The organism is Phytohalomonas tamaricis, from assembly GCF_003012345.1.
GTDB lineage: Bacteria > Pseudomonadota > Gammaproteobacteria > Pseudomonadales > Halomonadaceae > Phytohalomonas > Phytohalomonas tamaricis.
Window position 1 is genome coordinate 343146 of record NZ_PVRV01000020.1, and the last position, 17938, is coordinate 361083.

A 17938-nucleotide genomic window follows, 5' to 3' on the forward strand; every position below is an offset into this window, starting at 1 on the left:
AGCGTTTCGTCAGCCATAACGGCTGATGAATAGTGATAAAAGCGCCACCTTTATGTGAGCGGCGATAATCGACAGTGACAGTCTAGCGCTATTTCTCGCGCAGGTAATTGCCAATTCAATGTTCAATCCGCACTATTGCGCTACAAACCACTCATTATCTCTTTTTTGCAGCGAGATTATTGCGCCCTTATGGCTTCTGACGATATCGCCTCCACCCTTGATCGCTTCGACCGCCATATTCTTGAAGTACTGCAGCGCGACGGACGCATAAGTAACCAGGCCTTGGCCGAAAAGGTGGGTCTTTCTCCTTCGCCGTGTCTGCGTCGGGTGCGGGCACTGGAGGAAACGGGAATGATTACCGGCTACCGGGCGCTGGTCGATGCCAAGCGGCTCGGCTATCGCCTGATGGCACTGCTGCATATCTCGATGGACATGCATACACCCGAGCGCTTTGCCAACTTTGAAGCCAAAATTGCCGCCCTGCCTGAAGTCCAGGAATGTTTGCTAATCACTGGTCAGGAAGCTGACTATCAGCTCAAGATCATGGTAGAAGACATGGACGACTATCAGCGCCTGCTACTGCAACATATTACTCGCATCGAGGGCGTCACCGGCGCGCATTCCAGCTTCGTGCTGCGTCAAGTGCTGAGTGATCGCGCCCTTCCCGTCAGGTGAGCTGCCCTAATTAATTTTACTTAAAAGCCCTCTACGCCCACCTTTCTAATGCTTTCTGCATGCTGCGCCACCCGCCAATATTAGCGCCAACAAATGTCATGGTTCGATACCAGACCCGCCTTGCAGGCCAAGATAGCCCTGACTACGTTTATTAAGGTTCAAACAAGAGAAAGGGGCGTAATAGTAACGTCCCGACTACGCTTCACAAGGACTTCACCGTCTGGCCGGGCTCAGCGCAGGGCCGACGGGTTACAAAACAGATAAGACCCGGCTGATCCCTGACGTTGGCCAGGACATCAATAGAGACCCCTTCAATGACCAAGACTACGGACTGTACGATCATTTTCGATGGGGAGCGTGTCACCGGCAAAGCAGATACACCGCTCATCGACTTTCTCGCCGAACACGACATCAGCCTGCCTCATGTCTGCTATCACCGTGCTTTAGGTCCGCTTGAAACCTGCGATGCCTGCTGGGTCGAGATTGATGGCGAACTCAAGCGCGGCTGCACGATTCGCAGCGCTGAGGGGCTTGAGATATCCAGCAAGGACGAGCACTCCACGGCCGCGCGCACCGAAGGCATGGATCGCCTGCTTTCCAAGCATGAGCTCTATTGCACAGTGTGCGAGCACAACACCGGCGATTGCACGCTGCACAATACGATGGCGGAGATGGACATCCCCATCCAGCGCTATGAATTCAAGCGCAAGCCCTATGAAAAGGACACAACCAGCCCTTTCTATACCTACGATCCCGATCAGTGCATCCTGTGCGGTCGCTGTGTCGAGGCGTGCCAGAACGTTGAAGTCAACGAGACGCTTTCCATCGATTACTCCATGGAGCATCCGCGCGTATTGTGGGACGGCGGCAGTCCGATCGATGAATCGAGCTGTGTACAGTGCGGCCACTGTGTCACCGTCTGCCCGTGTAACGCGCTGCTGGAAAAAACCATGCAGCCCGATGCCGGCCCGCTCACGTCGATGCCCGACACGCTCAAGCGTCCGATGATCGATATGATCAAAACGCTAGAGAACACCATCGGCGCCACGCCTATTACCGGCATCTCGATGATGGACATGCATTGGCGTCAGCCGGAGATCAAGCGCACCAAGACGGTCTGCACCTATTGCGGGGTTGGTTGTTCATTTGAAATGTGGACCCGCGATCGCCAGATTCTCAAGGTACAGCCGGTGGTTGACGCGCCCGCCAATGGCATCTCGACCTGCATCAAGGGCAAGTTTGCCTGGGATTTCGTCAACAGTGAAAACCGCCTGACTACGCCCTTGATTCGCGAAAATGGCAAGTTCCGCGAAGCCAGCTGGGATGAGGCGCTTGATCTGGTCGCGCGTCGCCTGAAGGAAACCAGTGAAAAATACGGCCCCAACAGCGTCGGCTTCATCGGCTCCAGTAAAGGCAGTAATGAAGAAGCCTATCTGACTCAGAAGATTGCTCGCCTGATTATCGGCACCAACAGCGTCGATAATTCCTCGCGTTATTGTCAGAACCCGGCCACCAAGGGACTGTTCCGTACTGTCGGCCATGGCGGGGACGCCGGCTCAATCACCGACCTTGAAAAAGCCGAAGTGATCGTTATCGTCGGCAGCAACACCGCCGAGAACCACCCTGTCATCGCCTCGAAGATCAAGGCCGCCCATAAGCTGCACGGTCAGAAACTGATCGTCGCTGACCCACGTATGCATGAAATGGCCGAGCGCGCCGATATCTTCATGCGAACCAAACCCAGCACCGACATGGTCTGGGCCTCGGCGCTGGCGCGCTACATGTTCGACAACGACTTGGCTGATATGGAGTTCCTTAACAGCAAGGTCAATCAGGTCGAGGAGTTCCGTCAGTCGCTTGAGCCGTTCACGCTGGAGTACGCCGAAGAAGTCACCGGTATCCCCAAGCAGCAGCTGATCGATGCCGCTGAGATGATCGGCCGCGCCGAGAGTGTCTCGCTCTTATGGGCTATGGGCATTACCCAACACAGCCACGGCGCGGATACCAGCACGGCACTTTCCAACCTGTTGCTGGTCACTGGCAACTACGGCAAGCCCGGTACCGGCGGCTACCCGATGCGCGGCCACAATAACGTGCAAGGCGCCAGTGATTTCGGTTGTCTCAAGCAGTTCTATCCCGGCTATGAGAAAGTCACCGACGAGGACGCGCGCGAGCGCTGGGCCAAGGGCTGGGGTGTCGACAAGAGCAAGCTGTCGCCCGAAGTCGGGGAAGATAACTTCTCGATGGTTGAAGGGGCCGCGCAAGGCAAGATCAAGGCGATGATGATTATTGGCGAAGAAACCGCCGTTTCCGATGCCGACTCCAAGAACGTCCATACCGGGTTTTCAAACCTAGAGTTCATGGTGGTGCAGGATATCGTCATGAGCAATACCGCCGAGTTCGCCGATGTGGTGCTGCCCGGTTGCCCGAGCGTCGAGAAGGAAGGCACCTACGTCAATACCGAACGACGCATTCAGCGCTTCTATGAAGTCATGCCGCCGCTCGGCAATAGCCGCCCTGACTGGCAGATTCTTACTGACCTCGCTGCACGCATGGGTCACGACTGGGGTTATACCCATCCTTCGCAGATCATGGATGAATGCGCCGGTATTTCGAAACTGTTCGCCGGGGTGAACTACGAACGACTCGAAGGTTGGAAGTCGTTGCAGTGGCCGGTCAAGGAAGACGGTACCGATACGCCACTACTCTATGCCGATGGCACCTTCAATACCGACGACGGCAAGGCCCTGCTCTATCCCGTCGAGTGGCAAGAACCCACGGAACAGCCCGATGCAGACTATGATCTCAATCTGAACAACGGTCGTTTGCTGGAACATTTCCAATCGACCAACCAGACCGGTCAAGGCTGGCGTGTCACCGCCGAGGAGTCGAAGTGGTTCGTCGAAGTGAGCCCGCAGCTCGCCAAGGAGCGTGGGATCGAAGACGGCACCTGGGTGCGTATCACCTCGCGGCGCGACAGTATCGAGACCCGAGCGCTGGTTACCGATCGCGTCAGAGGCAACGAGCTGTTCGTGCCTATCCACCATGTCAAGCCAGGGCTCAATTTCCTCACCGGCGAGCATCACGATCCGATCGTCGATACGCCGGCTTACAAGGAAACCGCCGTCAAGCTGGAAGTATTACCCAGGGAAAAAGGCGCGCCTCCCTTGCCGTATAACAACTTTCGCTATGGCAACCGCACCCCCAACAAGGGGCCCGAGGCGCCTATCAAGTGGGTTCAGGACGATTATGTCCAGCCGCCGGAACATCAATCCCATCCGGAGAGAACGTAATGGCCGAACGTCTTTCATATAAAACGCCACCGCCCAAGATCGGGCCGGATGCCCATGAAGAACTGGAGCGGCTAGTGCAGACCCTGCATGAACATGGTGTCTTGCGCTTTGCCAACGATATCGTGGGCGCCAATACCAAGGTGGCTGAAGTCATTGTCAGCGGGCTATGCAAGGAAGGCTCGACGAATGCGATGCAGAACCTGTCTGCCTTGATGATGGCGCTTTCCACGATTCCGCCTAATCAGTTCTACCGGGTGACCTTTGCGCTCAAGGACTGTTTCGAGCGCATCGGTAATTACCCCGATGAAGGGCACGGCGATGAAGCGCCTGGCGTTACCGGCGCATTGAAACTGCTGCATGACGAGCAACTGTGGAAAGCGATCATACCTATTCTTGAAGGCCTTAAGGTATTCGCCGCACGTCTTGAGCAGCCGGTCGATAAGCCAATCTCGGATTTTACCGGCAAGAAGACGCAAGACTGATATAGCCACCCATCGCGGCCAGCGGATCAAAACCGTTGGCCGCGTCAGGCACACTCAGGATATGAGCTACCTTAAAAATACCTTTCTGGTCAGATCGCCCGGTTAATAGTTAACGAATAAACACAGAGTAGCGATCTTTCGGCCGCATCGAATCAGGGATGACAGGGATAACGACTATGACTGAAGGGGCCCGTTTATGCTGGGTTTAGATGCCGTCGATCTAGCCCGCCTGCAATTTGGCACCACGTTGATGTTTCATATCATCTTCTTGGCGTTAAGCATCGGGCTTTCGACCTATTTGGCGTTTGCCGAAGCGATGTGGCTGAAGACGGGCAACAGGATTTATTACGGCATTTATCACTATTGGACCCCCCACTTCGCTGTGAACTACGGCGCAGGCGCGGTCTCCGGCGTGATCATGGCATTCGAGTTTGGTACCAACTGGAGCGGTTTTTCCGCCAAGGCGGGAGGAATCAGCGGCGTGCTGCTGACCTACGAGGTCATTACCGCCTTTTTCCTTGAGGCCGGCTTCTTCGGCATCATGATCTTCGGTGAAGGCCGCGTCGGCCCCAAACTGCATTTTTTCTCGACCTGCATGGTAGCGCTCGGCGCTTATCTCTCGACATTCTGGATTCTTTCCTCAAACAGCTGGATGCAGACGCCTACTGGCTACGCCATTCAGGAAGGCAATTTCGTGCCGGTCAACTGGTGGCACGTCATCTTCAACCCGTCTCAGCCTTATCGCTTTGTCCATATGTCGCTGGCTGCTCTAATTGCAACCGCCTTTGTCGTCGCCAGCGTAGCGGCCTGGCACTTGTACAAGAATCGCCGAGACGTGGTCGCACGCAAGATGTTCTCGGCCGCATTATGGATGCTTTCCGTCGTCGTCCCGCTGCAGATTTTTGCCGGCGACATGCACGGCCTCAATACGCTCCATCATCAGCCTGCCAAACTGGCCGCCATGGAAGGACACTGGGAAGTAGAGCCTGAGCGCGCAGGCATGCCAATGACCGCCTTCGCCTGGCCCGATATGGAGAAAGAGAAGAATCTTTTTGCGTTAGACATTCCCTATCTCAGTAGCCTCTATCTCACCCACTCGCTAACCGGCAAGGTACAAGGGCTTAAGCAGTTTCCTCCCAATGAACGTCCTAACGTCCCCCTCGTTTTCTGGTCGTTTCGCCTGATGGTTTATCTGGGCTTTGCCATGGCTGCACTCATCGCCATTTCACTATGGCTACGCTGGCGCAAGCAGCTCTACGAGACACGCTGGTTTCTAGTCTTGATGATAGCCTCGATGCCAGTGGGTCTCACCGCGATAGAGGCAGGCTGGATCACCACCGAGGTTGGGCGACAGCCGTGGGTGATTTACGGCCTGATGCGCACCGCGAATGGCGATTCAGGTTTCGACGTACCTACGCTTTTGACCAGCATCGCCGGGCTGTGGTCGATCTACACGCTGATCTTCGTGCTCGGCGCTGTCCTATTCTTCAAGATGGTCAAGAAGGCACCGGCCGAAGCGATGCCTACCGACGAAGACACGGAAGAGGCCAAGCAGGGCAAGCCCCCGAAGCGACCTTTCAGTCACCGCGTCGACGATAAATCCTGAGGTTATCGGCCATGAACACCGTCTCAGATATAGCCGTTGCCCGTCCATGCGCGGCTAGAAGAACAGGATAGGGAGCAAGATTATGGACACTGACCTTTTTCCAGTTATCTGGTTTGGGCTCATCGCCTTTGCCTTGATCCTCTATGTCGTCCTGGATGGTTTCAGCCTGGGCATCGGCATTCTGTTTCCATTCATCAGTGAAGAAAAACAGCGCGATATCATGATGACGACCATCTCGCCCTTCTGGGATGGCAATCAAACGTGGCTGGTATTCGCCGCAGCCGGACTTTACGGCGCCTTCCCCCTGGCCTATGCCACTATATTGCCCGCCATGTATTTGCCCTTGATCCTGATGCTGATCTGCCTGTTCTTTCGCGGCATGGCATTTGAGTTTCGCTTCAAGACACCCACTCGGCGCTGGTACGACTGGGGCTTCAGCGGCACGGCGATCGTAGCTACCTTCATTCAGGGAATGATTGTTGGCAGCATGATCTATGGGATAGAGGTCGAGGATGGCCACTATGTCGGTGGGCCACTCGACTGGTTCAGCTGGTTCGGGATGTTCTCAGGCGTGGCGTTGGTGATGGGCTATGCCGTGCTAGGTGCCGCCTGGCTGATCACCAAAACCGAAGGACGACTGCAAAAACGCTGCTACCGGCTGCTCAGGCCCCTACTGTTACTGTTCATGCTGAGCATGTTCGTGGTTGTCATCTGGACGCCCCTGGCCAACCAGCGGATCGGCGAGCGTTGGCTCAGCTTCCCCGCTCTGCCATGGCTATGTCTTGTTGCGGTAGTGATCGGCGCAATGGCGTTCAACATTATTCGCGGGATTGGCAAGCGTCACGAAAAGTTGATATTCACCCAACTCATCGGGATTTTCATTCTTGGTTTGATCGGCTTGGTCTTCAGCTTATTTCCCATCATCATTCCTCCCGACATTACCATTTGGCAAGCGGCCTCACATCGTTCCAGTCAGCTATTTATGATGGTCGGGTACGTTCTGCTGATACCGCTTATTCTTGCCTATACCGCTTTCGGTTACCGGGTCTTTCGTGGCAAGGTTCGCGAAAGCGAAGGATAGCCTCTCTGCTATACGCGCAATAAGTGCAAAAACGCCGATCAGCCTAGCTGATCGGCGTTTTTATCTTGCATGACAATCTTGCATGGCATCACGGCATGAATCAGGCCAGCGCCTTCTCGACAATCTCATAGACGTTGCGTGACAGCGGTTCCCTACGGATACGCTCAAGCTGCTCGCGCATCAGCTGCTGACGCGCCCCATCGAGGCGATGATAACGCGTTAACGGCGTGATGATACGCGCGGCGATGTCGGGATTGAGTCTGTTGAGTTCGATCACTACGTCTGCCAACAGTTTGTACCCCTCACCATCGAGGCGGTGGAAATTAATGCGGTTCTGACTGGTAAACGTCCCGATCAGCGCCCGCACCTTGTTGGGGTTCTTGATCGAGAACGCCTCATGCTCCATCAGGAACTTCAGCCGTTCGAGCACATCCTTTTGCGGCCGCGTGACTTGCAGCGAGAACCACTGATCCATCACCAGCGAGTCATGAGCCCAGCGCTCGCCGAATGCTCTGACCGCCGGGTCGCCCAGATCAGCACGATCGGAATGGGCCAAAAGCGTCAGCGCGGCACGCACGTCAGTCATGTTGTGCTGAGCATCAACCTGACGCTGGGCAAGTTCAAGCGCCTCCTCCCGTTCGGTCGCCACCAGATAGCTGAGCGCCACGTTCTTGGCGCTACGACAGGCGATCTGCTCGGCGTCCGGCGCATAGGGCGCGTCACTTTGATTGCTGCGGTACAGCGTCAGGAACTCATCATAAAGCTCATGAGCCAGCGTCTTGAGCGCGAACTTGCACGCCGCAGCGATAGCGTCGATATCGACCGTTTCCTGCTGCTCAGCGATGTACGCCTCAGACGGCAGGCGCAGCATTTCCGCCAGCACTGCCTTATCGTCGGTGGGTGTGGTCAGCAGATAGCGATAGGCATCGAGCAGCCTGGCATCGAGGGTCATCGCTTCGCCCTGCTGGTGGGCGCTGATTAAATCCTCGATGATATCCAGCGCCAGGCGCTGGCCAGCGTCCCAGCGGTTGAAGCCATCACTGTCATGCTTCATCAAGAATGCCAGATGCTCGCGCGTGTAGGGGAAGTCGAGTCTGACCGGTGCGGAGAAGCCGCGCAGCAATGAAGGCACCGGCGCAGCGTCAACGTTTTCGAACACGAAGATCTCTTCATCTTCGCGCAGGTGCAGCACGGTATCGGTGCCAAAATTTTCGCCATTGATATGCAGCGTAATATCACGGCCATCGGCATTGAGCAGGCCCATGCGTACCGGAATGTGCAGGGGCAGCTTGGTCTGCTGGCCCGGCGTCGGTGGTGTCTGTTGTCTGATACGCAGGCGGTATTCACGCGTCTCGCTGTCATATTCCCCGCTGGCATCCAACTGCGGCGTACCGGCCTGAGCGTACCAGCGCATGAACTGGGTGAGATCAAGCCCTGAGACCTCGGCCATCGACTCGACGAAATCCTCGACCCGTGCGGCCTGACCATCGAAGCGCTCAAAGTAGAGATCACTACCGCGGCGGAAGGTCTCCCAGCCCAGCAAGTTGCACAGCATGCGCACGATCTCGGCGCCCTTTTCGTAGATCGTCAGGGTATAGAAATTGGAGATTTCAATGAAGTGATCGGGGCGCACCGGATGGGCGGTCGGCCCGGCATCCTCGGCGAACTGCGCGGTACGCAGCAGTGCGACATCCTCGATGCGCTTGACCGGCGCCGAATTAACATCGGCCGAGAAAGTCTGATCACGAAAAACGGTAAAGCCTTCCTTCAGCGCCAGCTGGAACCAGTCACGGCAAGTGACACGATTGCCCGACCAGTTGTGGAAGTATTCATGAGCGACGATACCCTCGACGCGCTGGAAGGTGGCGTCCGTAGTCGTTTCGGGATTGGCAAGCACGGCGGCGCTGTTGAAGATGTTGAGCCCTTTGTTCTCCATCGCGCCCATGTTGAAGTCGTTGACGGCGACGATCATGAACAGGTCAAGGTCATACTCGCGACCGTACTTCTCCTCGTCCCACTTCATCGCCTTCTTGAGCGCCTGCATCGAGAACACGGTCTTGTGCAGATTCTCCTGCTCGACCCATATCTGCAGGGTCACCTCACGACCGCTCATGGTGGTGAAGGTATCTTCGATCTTCTCAAGCTCACCGGCCACCAGCGCAAACAGGTAAGACGGTTTGGGATGCGGGTCTTCCCACACGGCAAAGTGACGTCCGTTAGGCAGTTCACCGCGCTCGATCGGGTTGCCGTTGGAGAGCAACACCGGATATTGGGCTTTGTCGGCAATCACCGTAGTGACGAAAGTGGCCATGACATCGGAGCGATCCGGATAATAGGTGATGCGCCGAAAGCCCTGCGGCTCGCACTGGGTACAGAACATGCCGCTGGACACGTACAGCCCTTCAAGTGCGGTGTTATTAGCCGGATCAATCTCCACTTCAGTGTCGAGCACAAAGCGCTCCGGCACCTGATGGACCACTAGCCGCTCATCGCTGATGCTATATTCGCCCGGTGTCAGCTCTTGTCCGTCAATAGCGATACGCTGCAATACCAGATGATGACCGTCGAGTTCGAGCGCCTGCCCTGCCTTCCGCTCGGGATGACGCACCATGTGCAACCGAGCCGAAACGCGTGTGGCATGCGGCTCGAGATTGAACTTGAGCTCGGTCTTCTCGACCGTGTAGGCCGGCGGTTGATAGTCCTTGAGATAGATTGCTTGCGGTTCGGCCATGTGGGCTCCTTGTCCATTGCCAGCGCGTACGGGGAACTTTCGCCTATTCTACGCTCGCTTTCCGGCGATGCTCAAAAGGCGCGGTTAACGGCGGCGTGGGCTTCGGCGTGTAACGATAAACAAGGCGATGGTTGAAAGCCCTGCGAGCAGACCGATGCGCAACCATAGCGCCTCGATTATCAACGCCATCACCACGGCACTTATCACAATCATGATAACCGCCGTGACCTTGGCGCGCCGTGGAATTGCCTGCTCTTGCTCCCAGGCGGTAATTGCCGGGCCAGCGAAGCGGTTGGCTCGAATCCATAGCGCAAAGCGCGTCGAGCCTTTTGATGCCAGCGCCACCGCAAGCAGCATGAGCGGTGTGGTGGGCAAAAGGGGCAGAAAGACACCGGCCAGGCCAAGCGCGAAACAGAGTGCGGCCAGCGCAATATAAAGGCTTCTTACAAACGGCGAACGGGCTGACATGCATTTTCCTTGGTACCGTGGGCGACCCATGAGCGGAGCACAGTCGTGCCCGGCTATCTTTATTCAAACATGAGTTCAAAAACATTCCTTCTTTTACTTCCAGTCGGGCCGGCCCAACGACAACTCGCCGAAATTCGTCAACGCCGCGGCCTGCCCTTCGATACTCCTGTGGCTAAACCTACCTTGACGGATCTGCGACGGCGGCCAAACTCTTTGTGATGGAGTTGATGCCAGGTGGCATCACACTCAACAGGACAAGGAGTCAGTCATGACGAGTTCACGTTCGGAAAGCAAGCTGGTTGCAGCACGAACCACATCCAACAATAACGTCAAGGGGCTTGAGCGCGCGGCATCTATTGCCGGCGGCGCGATGTGCGTCACTCAAGGATTTAGAAAAGGCGGCTTTGTGGGTCTGCTTCATCTCGTCGTGGGCGGTTTGATGATTCAGCGCGGTGCAAGCGGACACTGCAGCGCCAAACAGATGATCACGCCGAACCCTTACGAGAAGCAGGTGGCACGCGAACACCATTGGAAGACAGCCAAAGCCATCTCCAGCAGCATCACTATCAATAAGCCCAAGGAAGAGCTCTATCGCTTCTGGCGCGATTTCACCAATCTTCCCTCTTTCATGACGCATATTGCCCGCATCGACGTATTCGGTGACCAGCATTCGCACTGGGTTGCCACCGATGCGTCCGGCAGTAGTGTCGAATGGGATGCCACCGTTACAGAAGAACGGCCCAATGAGTACATCGCTTGGGCCTCAGACGACAATGCGCAGATACGCAATAGCGGCTGGGTCAGTTTCCGCGACGCGCCGAACGGGCTGGGTACTGAAGTGCAAACACTGATGGCCTACGAACCGCCGGGCGGTCAGGTGGGGCATGTGGTCGCCAAGCTTTTGCAGAAAGACCCTGGCACGCTGGCGCGCAACGATTTGCGGCGGCTGAAGCAGCTGATGGAAATCGGTGAGCTGACCACCAACGCTACCCAGAATAAACCGCTACTGGCAGGAGGACTGTAATGCGAGCATTGACTTGGCAAGGTGCGAACAAGCTTAGTGTCGAGACGATTCCCGACCCGGAAATCGTCAATCCGCGCGATATTATCGTCAAGGTACTGATGTCTTCGGTGTGTGGCTCGGATCTTCACCTGCTCGATGGTTACGTGCCTACCATGCATCCCGGCGATATCATCGGCCATGAGTTTCTTGGCGAGGTGGTGGAGACCGGCTCTGCTGTTACCGGTTTGAGCCGCGGCGATCGTGTCATTACCGTCTCGATTGTCGGCTGCGGTGAATGCGCCCATTGCCAGCGTGAGGAGTATTCCTGCTGCGATAACTCCAATCCCAACCCCACGGCGACGGAGGTGCTTTACGGCCAGCCCTGCGCTGGCATTTTCGGTTACAGTCACGCCTTTGGTGGCTATGCGGGTAGCCACGCAACGTATGTGCGCGTCCCGTTTGCCGACGTCAACGTCTTCAAGGTGCCTGAAGGTATTACCAATGAGCAGGCCGTGTTCGTCTCCGATGCCGTGCCTACCGGCTACTACGGTGCGGACATTGCCGAGATCGAACCCGGCGACACCGTAGCCGTATGGGGTTGCGGCGGCGTCGGTCAGATGGCGATCAGAAGTGCCTACCTGATGGGCGCAGAGCGCGTCATTGCGATCGACCGGTTCGCCGATCGCCTGCATCTCGCCAAGAAAAAAGGCGGTGCCATCGGTCTTGATTATACCCAGTTCGACATCCACGAAGCGCTGTTGGAACTGACTGGCGGACGCGGCCCGGATCGCTGCATCGACTGTGTCGGCATGGAAGCGCATACCGACAATACGCTTGAACAGGTTTACGACAAGGCCAAGCAGCAGCTGCGTCTACATACCGAGCGAGGTGCAGCGTTGCGTCAGGCGATCTATTCATGCCGCAAAGGCGGCAACGTTTCGGTGCTTGGGGTCTATGCCGGCCTTATGGACAAGTTCCCGATGGGCGCGATCGTCAACAAGGCACTAACGGTGAAGTCGGGACAGCAGCCGGGACAGCGCTATGTCTCGCGTCTGTTCGAACACATCCTGAACGGCGAGCTCGACCCTTCCTATCTGTTGACGCATCCGATGAGTCTGGAGGATGGTCCTCAAGGTTATGCGATGTTCAAGGAAAAGAGCGACGATTGTCTGCGCGCGGTATTCATTCCCTGAACCTACGGTGCACTTGCCAGCTATATCCACCGGCTGCACGTAATGACAAGAACGCCGCCGTTTTCAATACGGCGGCGTTCTTAGCGCTATTGCTAACGATTACTTCGGCGGTTTCTCAAGCGGCATTTCACGCTGCCAGGTGCCGGTAGGCGTAGGACGCGTCGCAATATAGATGCCCACGGGAATCAAAATGGCCAGCGCGAGCCACAATAACCAGTGAAAGTGAACATGCACGTAGATAATGATGATGCTGGCAATCAACGTGGTGATAGAAAGGCATTTGGCCTTGAGCGGTATGGCGCGCTCGCTTTCCCACGCGTAGATCATCGGCCCCGCCAGGCGATTGTTGCGAATCCAACGCTCAAAACGCTTTGACCCTTTCGAAGCACAGATAACGGCCAACAGCATGAAGTCCGTGGTGGGCAATAACGGCAGGAAAATGCCCACTATGGCAATAGCAAAACATAGCGCCGCTAGCGTTACCCAAAATAGCCGCGGTAGTTTACGTTTCGCCAGTTTGGTTTCTCGCATACCTGGGATTTCATCCGTTTTCGGCTTATTGATCGTGCCGACCGATACGCTGTCCTTCATCAAGCCACCTATCGTCGTCATGGCCGCATACTTACCCGGAAAATACTGCCAATACACCATGACACCGCGTTAATGAAACTCTTGAACAAGTACCAGAGGCCATATGGCTTACCGTTATACATGAGAATTCACCTCGTTTGGACGTTGCAACGGTAATAATTACCATCACCTCTTTTCATTGGTGTGCCCAAACGATATCCGATAGCCTTGCTCGTTTTCCCTGCCAAGGCCTCGACTCGTGTCCAGTTGGATATTCTTCACGCTCGGCGCAGCGTTCATGCAAGCATGGCGTAATGCCTTTCAAAAGCAGCTGAGCCTCGATGTCGGCGCTCTCGGTGTCACACTGGCCCGTTTCCTCTGGGCCTGGCCGTTGGCGGGAGGTTATTTATTAATCCTTCATGCTTGGCAGCCTGTTTCATTGCCGCATTTCTCGGCGCTATTTGCCTTCGATATTGTCGCCGGCGCCCTGTCGCAGATCATCGCTACCATGTTGATGGTCCGTCTCTTTCAGCGCCGCAGCTACGCCGCCGGCGTTGGCCTTGCTAAAAGCGAGGCTTTGCTGGCCGCCATTCTTGGCGTCATGTTCTTCGGAGCGTCACTTTCCCCGCTGGGGTGGCTTGGAGTCATTATCGGCGCCGCCGCGATCTGGCTGATGAAAGGTTCACGAACGCCGGGTATCGCCGATGGCTCTACCATTGTCATTGGTCTTGCCAGTGGCATGTTCTTCGCGCTGACAACGCTATGGGTACGTCATGCGTCACATCAGCTCACAGATCTGCCTTTTTTACACGCCTCAGCCTGGGTATTGTTTTTTACCATTACGACCCAGCTGGTGGTTTTACTCACCTGGCTTGGCTGGCGTGACCGCACTACGCTGGTGCGCGTCTATCGTCGTCCCAAGTTGGTGTTCTGTATCAGTCTGGCCAGTTGCCTCGCCTCGATCGGTTGGTTCACCGCTGTCAATCTTGAACATGTCGCGCTGGTCAAGACGCTCGGCCAGATCGAGGTGTTTTTCACGCTACTGATTTCTCATCACTGGCTACGGGAAAAAATAACCGGACGCGACCGATGGGGGCTGCTGCTTATCGTTATCAGTGCCCTATGTGTGATGTGGACATAACGCCTTGTGATGGCTGAGAAATTGACAATAGCCCATACCCGACCAAACTGATTAAGTATCCATTAAGCCCAGCTTGGTCGATAGCTGAGTCGATTCATTCATCTAATAATGCTTTCACTATGACTACTCACATCTTGCTCATTGTCCTCTGCGTCAGTGCCCTTTGGATCTTCAACGGCCTTATCATCAAGAAGATACGCAACTGGTATGCTACCGAAGTACAGTTTGCGCTGCTTGCTGGTGTATTGGCAGGACCCGTAAGCGGCCTGATTCCCGTCTCATCGTTAGGCGACACGACCACCCTGATGGAGTGGGCCTGTCGTATTACCATGGCGCTTGCGTTGAGTTCTGCCGCGCTGCAGATGGATCGGGCCTTTTTGAGCCGTCAAAAACGGGCGTTGGCCATTATTGTCATCTTGGGGATGATATTGATGGCTGCCAGCACCACCGTCGTGTTGCAGTTGGTATTGTCTGTTGGCTGGGCTGCGGCCTTCCTGCTCGGCTGGATTCTGACGCCCACTGACCCCGTCGTTACGTCTACCGTAGTACGTGGTGAACAAGCTCAAAAGATATTGCCCGCTTCAATGCGCAAGGCCATTACCTACGAATCGGGCATCAATGACGGCCTCGCCTCCCCGATGGTCATGCTGGCACTATCCATCTGGCTCAGCCTGCACAGCGGCCCACCGCTGGATACCATGCATTGGCTGCTCAAGACAGTTGGCTATGAAAACGTGCTCGCCGCCATTATCGCCTACGTTCTCGGTTATATTGCCGGACGCATACTGGAAAAAGCCCACAATGCTGGATTGATGTCTGAAAGCACGATTCTGCCCTTCTCGCTGGCCTTTACGTTGTTGATTCTCGCCGGGCTGCACCTGCTCAAGATGAATGAGATCGTCGGCGTGTTCATCGCCAACCTCGGCCTGTCTCATACCGTGACGGAGAACGAAGATCTCAAGCAGGAAGAGATCCAGTCCACTCTGGAGCGTTTGTTTACCGTACCGGTATTTTTTCTGCTTGGGCTGCTACTGCCGTGGCAGGAGTGGGTCAACATGGGTTGGCTGGTCGTCGTTGCCGCCGTACTGGTGGTAGTGCTGCGTCGCTTGCCGGCATTTTTACTGATCAAACCGCTGCTTGGCGACTTCCGCCCTACTCCCGCCGCCGCCTGGATCGGCTGGATCGGGCCGATTGGCGTCGCTGCTCTTCTCTATGCGCTACAAGCCCACAAGGAAGGCGGCTTCGAAATAGCCTGGCCGATCGTTACCTTGGTGGTGGTCGCATCGGTGATCATCCACGGCAGTACCAGCCTGCTGACCGCCAAGCTCTATAGCAAGGCTGCCAGCAAGAACAGTGACGAGAAAAAATAGGGTGAATGAGCGTCAGGAAGAGATTTCGGCTGGCGCATCGGCCGAAGCCTCAGCCGCTTCCGTTACCAGCGGTTTGGCCATTTTCCAGCCGGCACAGCCATCGGAATAGTAATCGTCCAACCAATAGAGTACCCGATACCCTAGACGGCGATAGAGGGCGATAGCGCTGCGATTATCGGCACGTACTTCAAGCTGCATACGCGTGCAGCCCTTGGCTATGGCCTGCTCTTCCAGCGCATTAAGTAACACACGGCCATTGCCTCCACCACGCACATCGGGATGAACGCAAAATGAATAGAGCCGAGCCATCTGACTGGTACGCCGAAACAATAACATCCCGTAGCCCATGAGTTGATCAGACTCATCGTACAGTACGCAGATATAAGCATTAGCGCGAAGCAGCAGATGGGAGAGCTGGCGACGGCTGAAACGGTCGCCCCCAAAGCAGATATTCTCAAGGGCATACAGCGCACCGAGGTCTTCAGGCACCGCGGGCCTTAACATTAATGCCATCCCATCATTCTCCACGTCAGGCCCGGTACGTTAACCCTGGTCATTATCTCAGCTCACTATCCAAACGGCAGCATTCTGAGCGTCAATGCAGTTCAGGTAAAGCCCCGTGAGCCTAGCCACAGGCCTTGATAATTTCTTAGCGTAACGACAGCTATAATGCTTGCTCATCGCGATTGCTCGGCTCAAGCTAGCAGCCATCATTTAGAGCAGCCATGCCCCTTTGGCACGCTGTCATTTCTGACCTAGAACGTACCCACGAGAGAGCCATGTCACGCCTGCGTATCGTCGTCGACCGTTTAAGCGATTGGCGCCCTTATTATCCCAGCGATGATGTCGTCACTGCTGATGATTACCTTGCCATTGAAAATGCCGGCAATAGCGACGCCGCAACGCACGTTATCAATTTGTGTAGCGGTCTCGACTACCTGGGCACCGGCTATTATGTCTCGTTACTTGCCCAGGCACGCGGTCAACGCGTACAGCCTAGTGTCGAAACACTAAGCCAGTTGTCACGCAAGGCGCTGATTGACCTTGAACTCGATGGGCTTAACGCCTTGATGGCCGAGCTTGCCAAACGCGGCGCGCTGCAGGGTGAGCAAATCACCCTTCGCCTGTTCTTCGGCGAAAGTGACATCGAAGGGCTTGGTCGCCTGGGGCGGCGTTTGTTCGAACGCCTGCCCTGCCCACTGATGGAAGCGCGGTTGAGCTGCAAACATGATGAATGGCGTTTAGCACGCTTGAAGGCGCTACCGCTGACGGCTTTGAAGGGGCACGAAGAGGACCGTTTCGCCAAGGCACTCAACCGTCATTCACGCAAGGTGTGGCGCACACCGGCGGCGCGAAGACGCTACCGCTTTGATCTTGCCATTCTCGTCGATCCCAAGGAAAAGCTGCCGCCCAGCAACAAGAGTGCAATCAAACAGTTCATTCGCGCCGGACGCGCCATGGGCATTGATGTCAGCTTGATCACCCGCAAGGATGAAGGCCGACTGGCGGAGTTTGATGGGTTATTCATCCGCGAGACGACCAACCTTGACCACCATACCTACCGCATGGCCAAGCGTGCCGAGCATGAAGGCCTGGTGGTCATTGATGATCCGCGTTCGATTTTGCGCTGTACCAACAAGGTCTACCTGCATGCGCTACTGCGCGCCCGCGGTATTCCCGCACCGGAAGGCCAGCTGCTTAACCGGGGCGATCTCAAGCATCTGCGTGAAAAAGCGCAGCATATGAGCTTTCCGCAGGTACTTAAGGTGCCCGATGGCGCGTTTTCCAAGGGGATCGTCAAGATCGAATCGCTTGATCAGCTCGAACGTGAAGCGAAAAGGCTGTTTGAAGATTCAGCGTTGCTACTGCTGCAGGAGTGGATGCCGACCGAATACGACTGGCGCATCGGCGTACTCGACGGCAAGGTACTGTTCGCCAGCCGCTACTATATGGCACGCGGCCACTGGCAGATCTATGACCATAGCGGCGGCAAGATACGCAGCGGCGGCTTTGATACGCTTGATCCCAGCGAAGCACCCGCCAAGGTAATCAAGACCGCGCTCAAGGCAACGCGGCTGATTGGCAATGGCCTTTACGGGGTCGATATCAAGCAGAGCGGCGAGCGCGTAGTGGTCATCGAAGTCAACGACAATCCTAATCTCGATGTCGGCGTCGAGGACGTCGTGCTCGGCGCTGCGCTCTACACGCGGGTGATGGATGTGTTCCTGCAACGGATGGAAGAACGCCGCAGGCAGATACCCACGGCGTAGCTATCGCCAACCTTGCCTGCAAACGATAACGCACTCGCCTAACACGGCCTGGGTC

At 55.9% G+C, this 17938-nt stretch carries 14 protein-coding genes; 10 read left to right on the forward strand and 4 right to left on the reverse strand.

What is annotated here, in order from left to right:
• Window positions 1-189: 189 nt before the first annotated feature.
• The 5 genes from C3Z11_RS07100 to cydB all read left to right on the forward strand — a co-directional run bounded on the left by C3Z11_RS07100 (window position 190) and on the right by cydB (window position 7137).
• Window positions 190-675 carry an Lrp/AsnC family transcriptional regulator gene (locus C3Z11_RS07100; RefSeq protein ID WP_106477250.1) on the forward strand — a complete coding sequence of 162 codons (486 nt, stop codon included), beginning with the start codon at window positions 190-192 and terminating at the stop codon, window positions 673-675.
• Between the two features lie 314 nt (window positions 676-989).
• Window positions 990-3968, forward strand: coding sequence for a formate dehydrogenase subunit alpha (gene fdhF, locus C3Z11_RS07105; protein ID WP_106477251.1), 2979 nt, complete (start codon window positions 990-992; stop codon window positions 3966-3968).
• The gene (locus C3Z11_RS07110) at window positions 3968-4450 is read left to right on the forward strand and encodes a DUF1641 domain-containing protein (RefSeq protein ID WP_106477252.1); all 483 of its coding nucleotides are present in this window, start codon (window positions 3968-3970) and stop codon (window positions 4448-4450) included. The genes fdhF and C3Z11_RS07110 overlap by 1 nt, the downstream gene beginning before the upstream one ends.
• 196 nt (window positions 4451-4646) lie before the next feature.
• The gene (locus C3Z11_RS07115) at window positions 4647-6056 is read left to right on the forward strand and encodes a cytochrome ubiquinol oxidase subunit I (protein WP_106477253.1); all 1410 of its coding nucleotides are present in this window, start codon (window positions 4647-4649) and stop codon (window positions 6054-6056) included.
• A gap of 82 nt (window positions 6057-6138) precedes the next feature.
• Window positions 6139-7137 carry a cytochrome d ubiquinol oxidase subunit II gene (gene cydB, locus C3Z11_RS07120; RefSeq protein WP_106477254.1) on the forward strand — a complete coding sequence of 333 codons (999 nt, stop codon included), beginning with the start codon at window positions 6139-6141 and terminating at the stop codon, window positions 7135-7137.
• 100 nt (window positions 7138-7237) lie between these two features.
• On the opposite strand, the gene pepN is transcribed toward cydB, so the two are convergent.
• Together pepN and C3Z11_RS07130 are read right to left on the reverse strand one after the other, a co-directional pair.
• Window positions 7238-9868, reverse strand: coding sequence for an aminopeptidase N (gene pepN / locus C3Z11_RS07125; RefSeq protein ID WP_106477255.1), 2631 nt, complete (start codon window positions 9866-9868; stop codon window positions 7238-7240).
• 84 nt (window positions 9869-9952) lie between these two features.
• Window positions 9953-10336, reverse strand: coding sequence for a YbaN family protein (locus C3Z11_RS07130; RefSeq protein WP_106477256.1), 384 nt, complete (start codon window positions 10334-10336; stop codon window positions 9953-9955).
• Between the two features lie 268 nt (window positions 10337-10604).
• Between C3Z11_RS07130 and C3Z11_RS07135 the strand changes: the two genes are divergently transcribed.
• Both C3Z11_RS07135 and C3Z11_RS07140 read left to right on the forward strand, forming a co-directional pair.
• Window positions 10605-11360, forward strand: a complete 756-nt coding sequence (locus C3Z11_RS07135) for an SRPBCC family protein (RefSeq protein ID WP_106477257.1) — start codon at window positions 10605-10607, stop codon at window positions 11358-11360.
• Window positions 11360-12532, forward strand: coding sequence for a zinc-dependent alcohol dehydrogenase (locus C3Z11_RS07140; RefSeq protein WP_106477258.1), 1173 nt, complete (start codon window positions 11360-11362; stop codon window positions 12530-12532). The genes C3Z11_RS07135 and C3Z11_RS07140 overlap by 1 nt, the downstream gene beginning before the upstream one ends.
• A 99-nt stretch (window positions 12533-12631) precedes the next feature.
• On the opposite strand, the gene C3Z11_RS07145 is transcribed toward C3Z11_RS07140, so the two are convergent.
• Window positions 12632-13144, reverse strand: a complete 513-nt coding sequence (locus tag C3Z11_RS07145) for a YbaN family protein (protein ID WP_262927284.1) — start codon at window positions 13142-13144, stop codon at window positions 12632-12634.
• A gap of 217 nt (window positions 13145-13361) precedes the next feature.
• On the opposite strand from C3Z11_RS07145, the gene C3Z11_RS07150 reads away from it, so the two are divergent.
• Together C3Z11_RS07150 and C3Z11_RS07155 are read left to right on the forward strand one after the other, a co-directional pair.
• Entirely contained in the window at window positions 13362-14243 is an 882-nt protein-coding gene (locus C3Z11_RS07150; protein ID WP_262927285.1) for a DMT family transporter, read from the forward strand.
• 119 nt (window positions 14244-14362) lie between these two features.
• A complete protein-coding gene (locus C3Z11_RS07155; RefSeq protein ID WP_106477259.1) occupies window positions 14363-15613 on the forward strand; it encodes a cation:proton antiporter domain-containing protein in 1251 nt (416 codons plus the stop codon).
• A gap of 12 nt (window positions 15614-15625) precedes the next feature.
• Here the strand turns inward: C3Z11_RS07155 and C3Z11_RS07160 are convergent, their stop codons facing one another.
• Window positions 15626-16117 carry a GNAT family N-acetyltransferase gene (locus tag C3Z11_RS07160; protein WP_317450658.1) on the reverse strand — a complete coding sequence of 164 codons (492 nt, stop codon included), beginning with the start codon at window positions 16115-16117 and terminating at the stop codon, window positions 15626-15628.
• A gap of 275 nt (window positions 16118-16392) precedes the next feature.
• Between C3Z11_RS07160 and C3Z11_RS07165 the strand changes: the two genes are divergently transcribed.
• Window positions 16393-17883, forward strand: a complete 1491-nt coding sequence (locus tag C3Z11_RS07165) for a RimK family protein (protein WP_106477261.1) — start codon at window positions 16393-16395, stop codon at window positions 17881-17883.
• Window positions 17884-17938 lie beyond the last annotated feature (55 nt).